Consider the following 15,424-nt stretch of genomic DNA (forward strand, 5'->3'; position numbering starts at 1 on the left):
GATGAGCTTAAGCGCATTTAGAGCTCTTCGATATTTATGAATATAATTATTTTTTACTACTGAAAAACTCACTAATGTATGTTTGGAGGTGTGAATTGTCATACATCTTTCTGTGTACCAGTATATCGCTGAAGCCAACGATAATGAGACACTTGGGCACCTATACGGTCATTTTTATGAAAGAATCGATGCTAGTGACAGCACTATTAGAGGCTATTTTAGCAATTTGTATATGGGTTATCGTTCGCGAGAATGAAAAAGGAGAACAAAAACCAATTATTGACCGACTTAGTGAGATTGTCAATCAAATTGAATTCAAAATTGCTGAGAAAGAAGACTAAGGGGTGGGATTGATATTCTGCCAATCAGTTTTCCTCACATCTATCCCCTTCTCAGCTAGGTACTGTGTACTCTCGCGACCCCAGTCTTCTTCGCCTGAGCCTTCAGTGAGAATAATATATACATTCGCATCTCCTAATGGTCGCATTGTTCGGCCTGCTCGTTGCCCCGTTTGTGAGCGAGAGGATCCCATTGTCGATGCGATTATAGCCACCTCGGCATCAGGAAGATCAATCCCCTCATCACCGACTCGTGAGATAATTAACGCATCAATCGTCCCTTGGCGGAAACGGTCATATATCTCCTCTCGTTTGACGTGATTGGTCTCACCATATATAAATGGCAAATTGAGTTCTTCTGCAAGTTCTTTCCCTTGCTTAATCCAGTCAACGAATATGAGTTTCTTTTGCCCAGGGTGTTCTTTAAGGATAGAATTGATAACTTGCTGTTTCTTTGGGTTTCGAGCGGCTTCGATAAGACGTTTACTTCCTGAGGCACGCTGATATCGTTCGCGTATCTTGCTACTTGCCCATGGCACTGTGATGAGTTCGACATCAGGTTTCTCAACCCAGCCATCAGCAAATAGTGAACCCCAGTCTGTACCAATTGGAGGCCCGATGAGAGTATAGATTTCCTTTGGATCGTCAGCCTCTCGAACAGGAGTTGCAGACAATCCAAGACGCGCTTTCGATTGAATCTCACGAAACCGCTTCCAAGTTGAGGCTACTGAATGATGACACTCGTCAGCAATTACAAGTCCCCAATCACGTTCATTGAATAGTTCTCTGTGACGACTCATCGATGCTGTATCATATGTTGCAATGGTAACTGGACGAATTTGCTTTGTACCACCATGGTACTGTCCAACTTTTTGGGGTGCAAGGGTTGTCTTCTGTACTATTTCATCTTCCCACTGCTGAGCTAGCTCACGGTTAGGGACAATGATGAGTGTCTCTCCTCCGATCACTTCTATTGCACCTAGTGCGGCTATGGTTTTTCCACTCCCTGGTGGTCCCACGAAAACGCCAGATTGCCGTTCTGCAAAGTGATTGACCCATTTACTTTGATAGTCTCGGAGTTTGATATCCCCAGACAGCGAGATCTCGAGTGAGGCACCTTCCTCAAGTTTTCGTTCATCGATAACCGGATATCCAGCATCGTAAAGAGTTTCTTTTATACTAGACTCCTCCCCATTTGTAACCCTCATTTCGATTTCAGAAAGAAACTCGGAATAATGAGATCCGTACTCTAATTTCCTTTTTGCAACATTCTCAAAGACATCTACGTCCTTCGCTTGAAGGACCGAGTAGCCATCTTGATGGGTTCGAAGACGAAATTGATGAGCTCGATCCCAATCATCTTCAACCCGACTTTCGAATCCTCCATCCCATTGCTCCTCTCCAATAAGCCTAATTAGGTCGTCGCGGAGATCAGAAAATGAATCATAGGGAGCGTTCCAGATGTCAGTCTCATCAATCTTGTAAAGATATCCCTTTCCGGTTGAATCAACCAAATGAGATGTTTGAGCTAAAATCTGTTGGCTTCTATCGGTTGGTGAACCTACGACTACTTCACGCCGACTTGGAAAGAAAAAGACTCTCTCATCCTCTTTGCTTTCCAGAACGTGATGTCTTGAATTTTGGGGTGTGCCACCTCGGTTGCTCTCCCCCCTTGCATTTTCAACTACTGCCTTCTTCGAAGAGGCACTATCGTATTGCTGTGAGCTGACCCATTGAGGAGAGTACCAAACTTTTGCTCGTCCACCCACCCGTTGAGACTTCAGGACCCCTTGACTGACTAATTGTGTGAGTTTTACCCGTGCAGTCTCACGCGAGCAGCCAATTATTTTAGAGATAGCCTTGGTAGTGACGAAAGGTCGAACCTCATGTATCTCTTCCACCGCATCTTTTACTTCGTCGATGGTGAATTGTATTCTATTAGACATAATTCTAAATCCCGCTGTCTTCAGTTGATTTTGTGTCGCGCCACTTTGATAATTCCTTTGCTAAATCTCTTTCCCAAAAGCTTAGAAGAATAGATATAAACTTGAATATCAGATAAATTTGGAAATATATATAATTTTGAGTTTAATCTGTTTGGTACTCATTGTACATAGTAGAGCGAATCGCGCCATAGCAGAGGGCCGCCATCGTGAACCTGGTGAAATAGCGTCTCGGGATCTGAGAGTATATATAAGCACTCTCCGCCATCCCGTAATTCGTCAGGAATAGAATTCCGAGTGGGTTGGGGCGGATTTGAACCGCCGACTTCCTCCGTGTGAAGGAGGTATCATAACCAACTAGATCACCAACCCGCACGAGGGGATTCCCGTGCGTCCGACTTAAGGCTTCCTTTCAGCGATCGTCGGCGCTCGCGTTCGAGCGACCTACGCGATCGCGAGCGGAATCGACCGCCCCGAACAATTTCGTTTCGGCTCGTCGCTCGAGGGCGGTCACGTCCTCGCGGACCCGGTCGACGCGGCCGGGCTCCGGCTCGTGCTCCCGACCGAGGACCGACCGGACCTGATCCGTGTACTGGGTCGTCTGCTCCGTCACACCGAGTCGGGCGTGTTCGGCGGCTCGTCGCAGGTAGTACAGGCTGTCGTGGAAGTGTTTGTTCATGTGATGCTCTCCCATAGAGAGGCCGAGCGAGGATATAGTTCTTTCGCAGACAACAGAATCCGAAAGTGCGGCACAGCGCTGAGATCGAACGAGTCTCGAAACGGCAAACACGTCTCGAATCCGACCCAGTGTGACGAACCGACTGCTGGCAGAGGAGCTACTCCGAGACCCAATTCATCACGTGAACTGGTCCTCGTCTGCGAGCCATGGGACGACGTGAGCGAAACAGCGACCTCTAACGGCACCTGATCGGTTCGTAGCGGGGTCGTATTTGCTGTTTAGAAACCCATACCGGCCAGCGATCGGCAGTGAAATCCAACTTCTTTTGGGGGACAGTTCAAGCAGTCGGTCGTCGACTAGTCCTGTATGGCAACGAAAGAGACGGCCTCGAGTCACGAAGAGACGAAACGGTTCCTCGTGGAATGCAACGGGTGTTCGTACGAGCGATCGGCTGACGGCCGTCTGGAGGCGACGCGGATCGGAAACGACCATCGCCGAGAGACGGGGCACGAACTCGTCGCCATCGAGTTACCGCCGACGAGCCGGAACGCGTAATCCCCGCCGGTGCTCGGCTCGCGAACTCCCTGATGACAGATCCGACTCGAGCCCGTTTCGACACTGAACTCTGTGTCCCGCGTTCGACCCCCGTGATAGCAGCGGACGGATCGATGTTGCGACGGGACAGCTAGTACTCCGGCGCTTCCTCCGGTTGCCCGTCGCGAGCGTTGACGACGCGCGCGAACGTGAACAGCCCGTCCGAGAGCCGGTTGAGATACTGGACCGCGTCCTCGTTGATCTTCTCCTCGCCGGCGAGCGCGACCGCCCGCCGTTCCGCTCGTCGGCAGACGGTGCGAGCGTGGTGGAGCGCCGCCCCGCGTTCGCTCCCGGTCGGGAGGATAAAGGAGGTCAGCGGCTCGAGTTCCTCGTCGTACTCGTCGATCCAGTCCTCGACGGTCTCGACGTGGTCGGCGCGGATCGCGGGATCGTCCTCGTCGGGATCGGGATTCGCGAAGTCCGCCTGCACCACGTGGAGGTGGTTTTGAATCGCCGACAGTCGGTCGTCGATATCGTCGTGCTCGGTCGGCCGGATCGTGCCGAGCAGGGCGTTGAGTTCGTCGACGGTTCCGTAGGCTTCGATGCGTGCACTGGACTTCGAGACGCGAGTCATGTCCCGGAGATCCGTCTGTCCGTCGTCGCCGCGACCGGTGTAGATCGACATGGGTGGACCGACGGAGGGGTTCCACTTAACTTCCCTGTCACTCCCAGTGGTGCAGTCTCCACCGCCTCGAGACTCGAGCCGAATCCTGCGGGAATCAGTACGTTAAACTCGCTTCGCTCAGTAGGGGCAGGTATGGCTCTGGAACTCGATCACGAGTGTCCCGACTGCGGGAGCGAAAAGACGTTCTACCGCGCCGCGAGTACGACGCTCCATCTCGGGACGAAGGTCAAGTGGCACTGCCCCGACTGTGACTACGGCTTCGTCCAGATCGGCGACAACGGCACCGCCGTCGACTCGAGTAGCGCATAAGGCCGTTTCACTCCAGTTTCTTCTCCACGCTCAGAGAACTGTGAACCGCCGTTCTCTCGCGGTATAACTGCTCGAACGCCTCCAGTTTCGACTTCCCATCACGACGATACCGCTCGTCACCGGGTGGTACTGTCGAACGGCTACGGAATCGAAAACTGATCGTTCGTCGGCCTACGAATCGTCCGCGAGTGCCTGCCAGGACAATCGCGGGTTCCGCGCGGCGCTCGTCTGGTCTATCCGGCGCGCGGTGGTTCGCTCCGGCGCGTCCTCGAGCGTCGCGTCGTCCTCGCCGGCGACGGCGTTGAACGCGGCGGCGAGTCGGTCGAGCGTGTCCTTGCTCTCGACTTCGGTCGGTTCGGTCATCAGCGCCTCGGGGACGATCTCGGGCCACTTCGTCGTCGGCGGGTGGACGCCGTAGTCGAGCATCCGTTTCGCCACGTCGGCCGCGTCTTGCTCGCCCGCACTGGCGACGAACTCGTGGTGGAACGGGCCGTAGGGAACGTCGTACTCGATTTCCTCGGCGAGGTAGTTCGCGTTGAGCACCGCGGAGGCGCTGGCGTCCGCGAGCCCGTCGTCGCCGAGGCGGGCGATGTACGCGAAGGCCTTGACGAGCACCAGCCAGTTGCCGTCGAACCCGTGGACCTTGCCGATGGTGTGGTCGGACTCGAAGCGCTCGTAGACGGCTTCGTCCGCTTTCGATCCCTCGTCGCGCTCGCGGACGCGCGGCGCGGGCAAGAACGGCGCGAGTTCCTCGACGACGCCGACCGGGCCTGCACCCGGCCCGCCGCCGCCGTGGGGCGTCGCGAACGTCTTGTGGACGTTGTAGTGCATCACGTCGAAGCCCATATCGCCCGGCCGCGCGCGGCCGAGCAGCGCGTTCAGGTTCGCCCCGTCGTAATAGAGCAGTCCGCCGACATCGTGGACCATGTCGGCGATTTCCGTGATATCGCGCTCGAACAGCCCCAGCGTGTTCGGGTTGGTCAGCATCAGTGCGGCCGTCTTCTCCCCCAGGGCAGCCTCGAGCGCCTCGAGGTCGACCCGGCCCTCGTCGTCGCTGGGCAGGGAGACGACGTCGTAGCCGCCCAGGGCAGCGGTCGCGAAGTTGGTCCCGTGGGCGCTCTCGGGGACGATGACCTCGTCCCGGTGTCCCTCGCCGTTGTGCTCGTGGTAGGCCGCGGCGACGCGGATACCGACGAACTCGCCGGCCGCGCCGGCGGGCGGCTGGAGCGTCACCGCGTCCATCCCGCCGATCCGGCCGAGGTAGTCCTGCAGCCGATAGAGGAGCTCGAGGGTGCCCTGCACCGACTCCGCGGACCGATCGGGGTGGACGGCCGCAGACGGTAGCGCGGCCACGTCCTCGGTGAACTTCGGGTTGTACTTCATCGTACACGACCCCAGCGGGTAGGGGCCGCTGTCGATCCCGTAGATCATCTGCGAGAGCCGCGTGTAGTGGCGAGCCAGTTCGGGTTCGGAGAGTTCGGGCAACTCGAGTGAGTCACGCGTCAGGTCGTCGGGGAGCGGCGAACCGTCGGCATCGCCTCGGCCATCGTCACTGCTACTGCCACTGTCTCCATCGCTGATCTCGACTCGCGTCAGATCCTTCTCGGAGAGCAGCGGTTCGTACTCATCGTTCTCGATGTATCGGGCCTGATCGTAGCGCGACTGTGCCGCGTCGCGGTCGTCGGATCCCTGGTCACTCATCGCGCCACCTCCTCGAGGGCCTCGGCGAAGCGATCGATCCGGTCGTCGGAAACGCCGGCGACGCAGACCTGAATCTCGTGGTCACCGAGGACGTGAACCGCGAAGCCGAGTCGCTCGAGGTCGTTAGCGATGGCTCCGGCCGGCTGGTCGACGCGAGCGACGAACTCCCGGACGTGGTGTCGGTCGTGAACCGGCGCTTTGACGCCGACGATGTCGTCCAGGCGCGCCGCGAGGTCCCGCGCTCGCGTGACGTCGCGTTTCGCGAGGTCGACCATCCCGGTCGGCCCGAGGACGGCGGCGTGCATCGCGGTTCGGAGCGCGACCCAGGCCTGATTCGTACAGATGTTACTCGTCGCGCGTTCCCGGCGGATGTGCTGTTCGCGGGTCTGGAGAGTGAGCGTGAACGCCCGCCGGTCGGTCGCGTCCTCGCTGACGCCGACCAGTCGGCCGGGAACCTGCCGGAGGTACTCCTCTCGAGTCGCGAAGAGGCCGAGCCCCATTCCGTAGCTCGTCGGGAGCCCGAGCACGCTCGCGTCGCCGACGACGACGTCGGCACCGATGTCCGCGGGTCGCTCGAGCAGCGAGAGCGCGATCGGATCCGAGCCGAGCACGAACAGCGCGTCGGTCTCGTCGGCGAGGTCGCCGACCGCCGTGAGGTTCTCCTCGATCGTCCCGCGGACGGTCGGATTCTCGGCGTAAAGCATCACGACCTCCTCGTCGACGCGCTCCTCGAGCGCCGCGAGGTCGACGTTTCCGTCGTCGACCGGGTACGTTTCGACCTCGAGATCGGTACCAGCGACGTAGTTCTCGAGCGTGCTCCGCCGTTCCTCGCGCAGCAACTCGGGGACGAGCACGCGGTTCCCCGTCGTATCGCGGACGCGGTCGGCCAGCGTGGCGGCCTCGCCGAGCGCCGTCGCGGCGTCGTACATCGAGCAGTTCGCGACTGCGAGGCCGGTCAGTTCGACCAGCAGCGACTGGTACTCGAACAGGGCCTGCAGGAACCCCTGGGAGATCTCCGGCTGGTACTGCGTGTACGACGTGAGAAACTCCGAGCGGTCCGCGAGGTGATCGACCAGCGACGGGATGTAGTAGCCGTAGTGGCCGCGGCCGAGCAGTTCGGTCAGATCGTCGTTGCGACCCAGCATCGAGCGAACCAGTCGTCGCGTTTCCCGTTCCGTTCGCGCGTCGATGTCGAAGCGTCCGTCGAACGCGACGTCGGCCGGAACGTCGAAGAGTTCCTCGACGCTGTCCGCGCCGACCGCCTCGAGCATCGCCGTGCGGTCTTCGTCCGTGTGGGGAGCGTACGGGCTCCCCGTTGCGTGTGATCCGTGCATGACTAGCGGTGGTCTCGATCGATCGCTTCCGTTCGCCCCCACCCGCGTCGATTGCGGCGTTCGATTCGAGACACGATACATGTCTCTAGCGGGTACGGGGTAATGAACACACTCGTTTCGGTGCGATTGACCGGTGCTCACGGACTCGTCCACTTCGCCCTCGGTCTCGACCCTGCAGTCGCTACACGGACCACTATGCACGACCCCGGTGTCGGAGGGGCGCATGCCCGACGAACGTGAGACGGCAGATGCGAGCGATCGCGAGGATCGAGACGGGCCGCTCGATCGCGGCGATCAGGAGATCGGCGCGGCGGCCGCGGACGACACCGACTCGCTACTCGGCGTCCTCCCACACTTCTACCGCGGCGAGGTCAGTCAGGCGAACAGCGCACAGGACCGCATCGACCGCACGACCGACTGGGCGATCACGCTCCTCGCCGCGTTGCTCTCGATCGTCTTCTCGAGCCGGAACATGCCGGCGTTCTTGCTCCTGATCGGGATGTTCGTCCTCTCGATCTTCCTCTTCTACGAGGTTCGACGCTACCGATTTTATGACCACTGGCGTGCCCGCGTCCGCTTCATTCAGGAGAACGTGTTTGCCAACGCCTTCGAACCCGTCGGCGTCGAACATCCGGCCTGGCGCGAGGAGTTGAGCGACGATCTCCGGAATCCGACGTTCAAGGTGTCGACTCGAGAGGCCCTCTCTCGGAGGATTCGGCGCGTGTACGGGCTCCTGTTCACGGTGGCCGGGGTCGGCTGGGCGTTCAAAGTCACGATGTTCACACCGGAGCAGCAGTGGACCGAAGCCGCCGAACTGCCGGGAATCCCCGGTTCGCTCGTGGCGGCGCTCCTCGGACTCTTCTTCGTGAGCGTGATCGCGCTCGGCCTGTGGCCGGGCGGACGGGAAGCGAAAGGAGAGATTCACGGCGAGAAGCCAGGCCAGTGGAAAAACGAGTAACGGCGTCGATACTGCGGTTACGAGTCGGAATTCGGGTCGTCCGACTCGGTAGTCGATGTGGTATCGACGCCTTCGGTCGTCTCGGTCGCTGGCGTGGTATCGACGCCCTCGGTCGTTTCGGTCGCTGATTCAGTCTCGTCCGGATCAGTCACCGACTCGGTTTCGCCGGCCGAATTCCCGGTACCGACTCCCGTTCCCTCGCCTTCGGTGACTACCCCGCTGATCGGCTCATCGGTGCGTGCTCGAGCGAAGCAATCGAGGGTGAGTTTCGCGCCGCCGAGGACGACGGGGCCGATGAACAGTCCGACGGCACCAAAGGCGATGAGACCGCCGAAGATCCCCACGACGACGATGGCGGAGTTGAACGCGCTGGTATGGCCGATCAGCGCGGGACGCAGGTATGAATCCGAGAAGGTGACGAGCAGTCCGTAGACGGCCATCACTGCGCCGGCGGTCGGCCGCCCCATCACGACCAGATAGGCCGCCGCCGGGATCCAGATCCCGAACGCACCGACGAGCGGGAGCAGCGTCAGGACGAACGTCGCGACGGTGAGAAAGACGACGGCGGGAACGCCGGCGATCGCCAACCCGATACCGAGCATCACTGCTTGAATGGCCGCGACGGCGACGTTTCCGACGACCGACGCCCACATGAGCTGATCCAGTCCCGTTCGAAGTTCGTCCGTAATCTCGTCGTCGATCGGCAACACCCACTGGATCCACGCGACGAGTCGGTCCCCGTCCCGCAACAGTGCGAAGAGAACGAACAGCGCCACTGTCAGGCCAATAAATATATTGGGCAAACTGCCGACGACGTTGATCGCACCTGACGTAATCTCCTGAATGCCCGTCGCGATCCGATCCTGATTCGATTCGTACAGATCCACGAGATCGATCGCGTAGCCGTTGGTCTCGAGCATTCCTTCGATCGTCTCGACGTCGATCTCTCCCTGTCTGATAGACTCGACGACTCTGAGCGATTGGTCAACCGCGACCGAGATGACGTAGACGAGTGGGATCAGGACGACGAGTAAGGTCCCGATCACCACCGCGACCGCCGCGAACGTCGGTCTGATGTACTGCTCGAGTCGGCGCTGGACGGGCAACAGAATGTACGCGAGAACGACGCCGAAGAGGACGTACTGGAGATACGGAAGGAGAACGAACAGCGCGAGGAGAGCGCTGAGCAATGCGAGCGCGGTCAAGCCGGGTCGCTCGACGATCCAGTCCGGCGGATCGGGACTGTCTGGCATGTCCAGGTATGCAACACCCCTATAAATTAGTCCATTGATACGATTTGCCAGCCGTTCGGTTCTCGAGACCTATGAAACGACTTACAGACTCTCCACACGCCTCCTAGCGAAGGCTTGGTTTAGCCTAAGGAGTTCCGCTGCGGTCGAATCACAAGGAGTGCACCCGCGAGCGAGCGGCCTTTTTAGCGTAGATTTTTGGAGTTGAGCGGGACCAGAGGTCCCGCTGACCGTGCGAACGGGCGCTTCGCGCCCGTGAGCAGAGAGCGGTGAGCGAGCGACGCGAGCGAACCCGACGAGAAAAAGGTACTTCTGCTACTCTACGTATCGATACTTCCGTTCTCCCATACGGCCCCAGCCGTCGAAGACGAACTCCTCAGTGGGCGTCGTGAACTCCTCGACGTCGACGTCCATCTCGTGGTTGTGGGCGTCGTGGATCTCCTCGTAATCCTCCCAGGTCATCTCGTAGCGATCGGCGAGCTGTTCGTCGACGTTCAGGGCCTCGATCTCCTCGGCCCACCCCTCTCGAACCGTTTCGGCGTGGATTTCCGCCTGTGCACCGCTGCCGTAGGAGCCGATGAGCATTTTCTCGCCGGTCATCTCGCGCCCCTGCTCGTAGGCGTATTTGAGCGCGCTCGCGCGGGCAACGTGGACGGAGCCGGTGTACCAGTTGCCGACCTCGCGGGCGATTGTCAGCGTCGGGTCGATCGTCGTGTCGTACCACTCGGCGTAGCGGTCGGTGTCCTTGAGGAGGTCCATGTACTCCCGGAGCGCATCGCGGTACTCCTCGTCGGAGTCGAACGCCTCGGGACGGGGCTGGCGACCGATCTCCTCGGCCAGTTCGTCCTCGACTCCCGTATTTCGAGTGATGTGGCGGTAGGCGAGCAACGCGGCCTTCCGGACCATCCCCGGGAACGGCGTGTGGAAGGGGGCGTAGACGAAGTCCTCTTCGTGAACCTCGCCCGCGACGCTCTCGAAGTCCTCGAGGGCCTCGCGCATCCGCGCGAGGTAGACCTGCACGGAGCGCTTGCCGTCGACCGACGGGAACTGCTGGTTTGGCTTGAGGAAGTCGGTCTCGTCGGCCGAGCCGTAGCCCTGTTCGGCGGAGAGTTCGACGAGGTTCGGATCCTCGCTGATGAGCATCGCGACGGCCCCGGCGCCCTGGGTCGCCTCGCCGTCGTCACCGCGCGCGTAGAGTGCGGTGTCGGTCGCGATGACCAGCGCCGAGCGGCCGCGATTTCGGCCCGCACGGATCCAGTTGTATGCGTCGTCTAAGCTCTGGGTCCCCGCGATACAGGCGAACTTCCGCTCGCCCTTGTTCGCGTGATGGAAGTCGTCGTCGTACACCTGCTCGAGGCAGCCAGCGACGTACGTCGAAACCGGCTTCGAATTGTCGAACGCGCTCTCGGTGGCGACGTCGATTCGACCGATATCGTTCGGCTCGAGGCCTTTGCGTTCCATCAGCCGATGGGCGGCGTTCGCCCCCATCGTGACGATGTCCTCGTAGCTATCGGGGAACGAACTGACGTTGAGGCCGAGTCCCTTCGTGTACTTTTCCGGGTCTTCGCCCTTCTCGGGGGCGAACGTGCCGGGAAGGTCCAGTTTGAGATTCCCGGTCCAGATCTCGACGGCGTCGATACCGACTGCGGTCATGCATTGTCAATGCAGGTGATGATACAAGGTATTGTCGTTCGACGTTTCGACGGCTGTCGAAGTATCTTACTCTCCTTAGCAGGATCATCATCCGTGTGATTGACTCAGTAGACCAAGAATCGTAGACAACTACCGTCTATAGCAGCAACGGAGATCTAACTAGAAGAGATCAACCGCTGATAGTATACCAGCATCTGTTGGTAGCTACCTCCCTCTCGCTCGTACATGACGTTCAATTCCCCGTTTTCCTGAACGGAGGTCATCGCAGCGTCATTCAAATCGAACTCTAACTGTGCAGTTTCGCCTCCCCAGACGATCTCAGTGATCGGTTCACGCTGAAGTTCAGTCCCTTGCTCGTCAACGACGACGATTTCAAAGTCTCCGGGGTTGGCATCGTTCTGATTGTAGAACCGGTATTCAATCTGCATCAGATAACTATCGGCAGTAGTCGGGACGTTTGATGTTCGAGTCCCGAGTTCCATATACTGATTATCGGAAACGTATTCCGTTTTCAAGAGTGCAGAATCCCCAGCATCCCACGGGCCGTCGCGCTCTGGGTCCAGCATCGCTCCGAAATCGTCCATGACGCCTTTGGCTTCCGGGCCAGGGGGAATCGTCCCGTCATAGTACGGATCAGTCGAACCGCCACTACCATCGTTATAGCTCGTTACGTAGGAGATCTGTCCTGAATTGCTATCATCTATGTTGTAGGATCCGCTACCGTTCGCGTCAGCTGTTATCGAGGCGAATCCCCGTAGTCCTTCCTCATCAGTCGCTTCGATTTCGATTTGATATCCGGAACACGTGCCGTCATTTGTTTTGCACTCGTGTTCTAAGACCGTCGTTCCGGATTCCGAACTACCAGTTGACGAACCGGCGATCTCGGAATCAACGGTCGCACCCGTCTGATCACGTAACCGGATAGTAATATTACCCATATCATTGTTGGAATCGGAAACAGTCCAATCTACATTAAATGCAACGTTGTAATTCGGGCTCCCTTGTTGTTGCGTCTGATCAACCACGTCGAATTGCTCGATTGTAGGCCTGTGCTCATCAGTAGACCCATTCTCGCCAGTAGACTCGTTCTCATCACCTTCCCCAACTACCTTATTTAAGTCGGTACCAGGCACATTCACAGTAACGTTGTCATCCGTATCGACTTCAAGTCGGATCTGACCGTTACTACCTGTCGTCGTCGGTTTCTTGCGTTCTTCTCCGTTGACTTTTACTTCGACTGGAGTGTTTTGTACTGGATTGTTGAATACATCTCGCACCTCAACGGTGACAAAAGTATCTTGTCGGCCCACGTAGATGTATTCGGCACGCTCGACTGAATCGCTACGACTCGCGTCTCCAACACCAACCTCCGCCATCTGTAGGCTGTACTCTCCAGGTTCTAACTCGAACGTGACCCATTGGGTGCCTTCCACGATACTGCTTTTATCGACTTTCTCCGCGTCGGATAGCGTCTCATTCCAGTGCCGGGGACTCAAGGTCGGGAGCGTAATACTGATGTTCTCATTTGTACTCTCATTCTCGATACTGATCGTATTCGAAGATGTACTAAACGCTCGAGCATCGACAGAGATTGGATTAGTTCCAGATTCAGAGATGTTCCCTTGCAGCGTTACGAGCGTAATCTCGCTGCCATCGATCACGAGTTGGTCGCTAACAGGGAGGACAGCATCGTTTGGATGGGAATTGAACAGCGAGCCATGTTCGTAGACGGTTTCGGGTGCCGTACGATACTCGTTATAGCCCGGTGTGTACGTCAGCCCGTACGTCTCATACCCGTCACTCCAGACGTCAGAGAGTTCTCCCGAATCGCCAGCAACCGTCGCGTTCTGAATCCGTAGCTCTCCGACCGGTTCGGCCCGTAGCGATCCAGACATCGGGCCAGGGTTGAGCGAAAACGTTCTCTCGGGATAGGTTGCACCGAGCGTAACGGTATTCGAACCGCCGCTATTCCCACCTGAAACAGAGACGATCGTATTTCGGACATCCAAGAGCTGTGTCTGGACCTCTTGATTGTGATTGAATTCGACTTCGTGGTTCTCCGCGGGCACGGCGTTGACCTGATAGAGCGCGAGCGCGGCGAAGATGATGGCGAGCAACAGCACCGCCCCGATCTGGACGGTTACTGCACGCTCGTCGCTCCGCAATGACATAGCCGAGGATAGTCGTGATAGCGTAAACGTCTGGTGGCTACCGATCGGCGGACCCGTCGCCCGGGCCGAGAAAGAGTCCGCCCCGCTGTGCGTGCTCGTTACTCGTCCTCTTCGACGACTTCCGGATCGCTCATCGCGCTCTGAAGGCTATCAAGGCCGTTGATCCACTCCGTGACCAGTCCGTACTCGAGGTCCTCGGCGACGGTCATGTCGAGTTCGTCGCCGTCGATGATGAGCGTCCCCGCCTGGGCCGCGTAGCCGAGTGCGGCGTCGAGGTCCTCCTCGGCCTCCGCGTCAGCCGCAGCGCCGAGGTAGTCGCCGACGCTGCCCTCTTCGGCGGGCCCGTTGGCGACGTACTCCTCGGCCGCGAAGAAGACGCAGACCAGACTCGTCTGGACGCCGTCGACGAGGATCAGCTTCTCCTCGTCCTCGATGTCGACCTCGCTGAGGACGATCTCGCGAACGTCCGCGATCTCTCCGAGCGCATCCTCCTGATCGAGTTCGTCGTCGTCGTAGGCGGCGACGATCTTCGCGATCGCGATCGCCGTGTCGTCCTGCAGATTGAGCAGGAGCCGCGCCGACGATTCGTCTTCCGGATCGATGTCTTCGTCTTTGATTCGACCGATCCAGTTCTGCCAACGTTCCTCCGAGTAGAACTCGGTCGGGGGATTGCTCATACAGACACCTACACCGGCCGCTTGAAATGCCTTTCTCTACACTAGCCGCCTCGAGGGACTGTTTACGAGATCAATATAAAAACGAAATACCCGCCTACGGCGGCGATTGGGCCCCAAATACGCCGACTCCCGCTTCTGATTTCCCGAATCGGCGAATCGTAATCAATTGTTACTTCGTCGGCTCGAGCGTCGCTTCCGTGTCGATCCCGTAGACTCGCTTCGGCGTCTCGACGTGGGCGATCCGAACCGCAGTATCGTGACCGTTCTCGAGCAGCCACCGGACCCGCCGGGGGACCGTCTTGGGGCCGAGGACGGCGCCCGGCCGGTCCGGGTCGTCGATGTAGTCGGTCTCCATCAGGAACGGCTCGCCGCGCTCGGCCGCGGTCTCGAGGCGATCCTTTTCGCACATCACGCTCGGCGTCGGTCCCTCGAGCCGGCCGCCCGCGTAATGTTTGACGACGCGGTGGGCCGGCATGCCGGCGTCTTCGGCCCACTCCGCGACAGCCGACAGGTCCTCGCTGGCCTCGGTGTGGAGCTGGACGGCACACTCGAGGTCGGCCCCGTGTTCGAACGCGCGGCGCATGACCGCGTTCGAGGCGGCCCAAACGTCGTCGTCGACCTCGTAATGGGGTCGGCCGGATTTCAGCGCCAGTGCATCGCCCGACTCGACGTACTCGGCGGCGACGTCGATCCCGGCCTGCATGAGGTCTCGAGCCTCCGCGGGCACGAAGTCGCGGTCGTCGACCAGCCGTGAGATCAGGCCCGGGTGGACGCCGAGGACGGGCCACGCGCGGCCCTCGAGTTCACTCGAGGCTTCAGTGACGATTTCGATGGTGCGCTCGAAGACCTCGCGGAAGTCCTCGCCGGACTCGGCCTCGACGCCGAGGTGCCAGGAGGGTTTGTTCACCACGAGCAGGTGGGTGCCGCCCAGCCGAGCGAAGTCCCGAACGGCGTCGATACCGCGGTGGTTGTCCGGATCGAGATGGAGGTGGTCGTCTAGGACCGGCGTCTCGTCGATCATAGACGCTACTGGGCGGTCCGCGCTGGAAAATTCTCCGACTTCCGCGGAGTGTGGCGGTGGTCGCGCGACGGCCACTGAAAGATCGATGGATGACCGATCGAGATCCGAGCGGAATTCGATAGATAAATCACAACCTTCGGCCGTACTGAGTAAAGGATTGATACCGATCGA

14 protein-coding genes and 1 tRNA gene are annotated in these 15,424 nt (G+C 59.0%); 4 read left to right on the top strand and 11 right to left on the bottom strand.

What is annotated here, in order from left to right:
- Positions 1-176 precede the first annotated feature (176 nt).
- Positions 177-341: a hypothetical protein gene (locus HYG81_RS20450; RefSeq protein WP_226777511.1), complete on the top strand. Its 165-nt coding sequence runs from the start codon at positions 177-179 to the stop codon at positions 339-341.
- On the opposite strand, the gene HYG81_RS20455 is transcribed toward HYG81_RS20450, so the two are convergent.
- From HYG81_RS20455 to HYG81_RS20465, 3 genes are all read right to left on the bottom strand, one after another.
- On the bottom strand, positions 338-2,284 hold the full coding sequence (locus HYG81_RS20455; RefSeq protein ID WP_180841546.1) for a DEAD/DEAH box helicase: 1,947 nt from the start codon (positions 2,282-2,284) through the stop codon (positions 338-340). The two genes, HYG81_RS20450 and HYG81_RS20455, sit on opposite strands and share 4 nt — an antisense overlap.
- Positions 2,285-2,579: 295 nt before the next feature.
- Positions 2,580-2,653 (bottom strand) — tRNA-Val (locus tag HYG81_RS20460).
- 40 nt (positions 2,654-2,693) lie between these two features.
- Positions 2,694-2,960, bottom strand: a complete 267-nt coding sequence (locus tag HYG81_RS20465) for a DUF7553 family protein (protein WP_180841547.1) — start codon at positions 2,958-2,960, stop codon at positions 2,694-2,696.
- Positions 2,961-3,326: 366 nt separating this feature from the next.
- On the opposite strand from HYG81_RS20465, the gene HYG81_RS20470 reads away from it, so the two are divergent.
- Positions 3,327-3,515 (top strand): hypothetical protein, encoded by a 189-nt coding sequence (locus HYG81_RS20470; RefSeq protein ID WP_180841548.1) that lies wholly within the window; start codon positions 3,327-3,329, stop codon positions 3,513-3,515.
- A gap of 130 nt (positions 3,516-3,645) precedes the next feature.
- Here the strand turns inward: HYG81_RS20470 and HYG81_RS20475 are convergent, their stop codons facing one another.
- Positions 3,646-4,179: a cob(I)yrinic acid a,c-diamide adenosyltransferase gene (locus tag HYG81_RS20475; RefSeq protein WP_180841549.1), complete on the bottom strand. Its 534-nt coding sequence runs from the start codon at positions 4,177-4,179 to the stop codon at positions 3,646-3,648.
- Positions 4,180-4,311: 132 nt separating this feature from the next.
- Here HYG81_RS20475 and HYG81_RS20480 point away from each other — a divergent pair, with 132 nt between their 5' ends.
- Complete coding sequence (locus tag HYG81_RS20480; RefSeq protein WP_180841550.1) at positions 4,312-4,488, top strand: DUF7838 family putative zinc beta-ribbon protein; 177 nt, start codon at positions 4,312-4,314, stop codon at positions 4,486-4,488.
- A gap of 171 nt (positions 4,489-4,659) precedes the next feature.
- Here the strand turns inward: HYG81_RS20480 and gcvPB are convergent, their stop codons facing one another.
- Together gcvPB and gcvPA are read right to left on the bottom strand one after the other, a co-directional pair.
- A complete protein-coding gene (gcvPB, locus tag HYG81_RS20485; RefSeq protein ID WP_180841551.1) occupies positions 4,660-6,189 on the bottom strand; it encodes an aminomethyl-transferring glycine dehydrogenase subunit GcvPB in 1,530 nt (509 codons plus the stop codon).
- Positions 6,186-7,523, bottom strand: a complete 1,338-nt coding sequence (gene gcvPA / locus HYG81_RS20490) for an aminomethyl-transferring glycine dehydrogenase subunit GcvPA (protein ID WP_180841552.1) — start codon at positions 7,521-7,523, stop codon at positions 6,186-6,188. Before gcvPA ends, gcvPB begins: the two co-directional genes overlap by 4 nt.
- A 223-nt stretch (positions 7,524-7,746) precedes the next feature.
- Between gcvPA and HYG81_RS20495 the strand changes: the two genes are divergently transcribed.
- Positions 7,747-8,481: a DUF2270 domain-containing protein gene (locus HYG81_RS20495; protein ID WP_180841553.1), complete on the top strand. Its 735-nt coding sequence runs from the start codon at positions 7,747-7,749 to the stop codon at positions 8,479-8,481.
- Positions 8,482-8,498: 17 nt separating this feature from the next.
- Here HYG81_RS20495 and HYG81_RS20500 read toward each other — a convergent pair whose 3' ends face one another.
- The 5 genes from HYG81_RS20500 to HYG81_RS20520 form a co-directional block, all read right to left on the bottom strand.
- Entirely contained in the window at positions 8,499-9,734 is a 1,236-nt protein-coding gene (locus tag HYG81_RS20500) for an AI-2E family transporter (protein WP_180841554.1), read from the bottom strand.
- A gap of 312 nt (positions 9,735-10,046) precedes the next feature.
- Entirely contained in the window at positions 10,047-11,384 is a 1,338-nt protein-coding gene (hmgB, locus tag HYG81_RS20505; protein ID WP_180841555.1) for a hydroxymethylglutaryl-CoA synthase, read from the bottom strand.
- Between the two features lie 155 nt (positions 11,385-11,539).
- Complete coding sequence (locus HYG81_RS20510; RefSeq protein WP_180841556.1) at positions 11,540-13,555, bottom strand: hypothetical protein; 2,016 nt, start codon at positions 13,553-13,555, stop codon at positions 11,540-11,542.
- 98 nt (positions 13,556-13,653) lie between these two features.
- Positions 13,654-14,232, bottom strand: a complete 579-nt coding sequence (locus HYG81_RS20515) for a DUF2150 family protein (RefSeq protein ID WP_180841557.1) — start codon at positions 14,230-14,232, stop codon at positions 13,654-13,656.
- Positions 14,233-14,401: 169 nt separating this feature from the next.
- Positions 14,402-15,253, bottom strand: a complete 852-nt coding sequence (locus tag HYG81_RS20520; RefSeq protein WP_180841558.1) for a TatD family hydrolase — start codon at positions 15,251-15,253, stop codon at positions 14,402-14,404.
- Positions 15,254-15,424 lie beyond the last annotated feature (171 nt).

This window comes from Natrinema zhouii, from assembly GCF_013456555.2.
Classification (GTDB): domain Archaea; phylum Halobacteriota; class Halobacteria; order Halobacteriales; family Natrialbaceae; genus Natrinema; species Natrinema zhouii.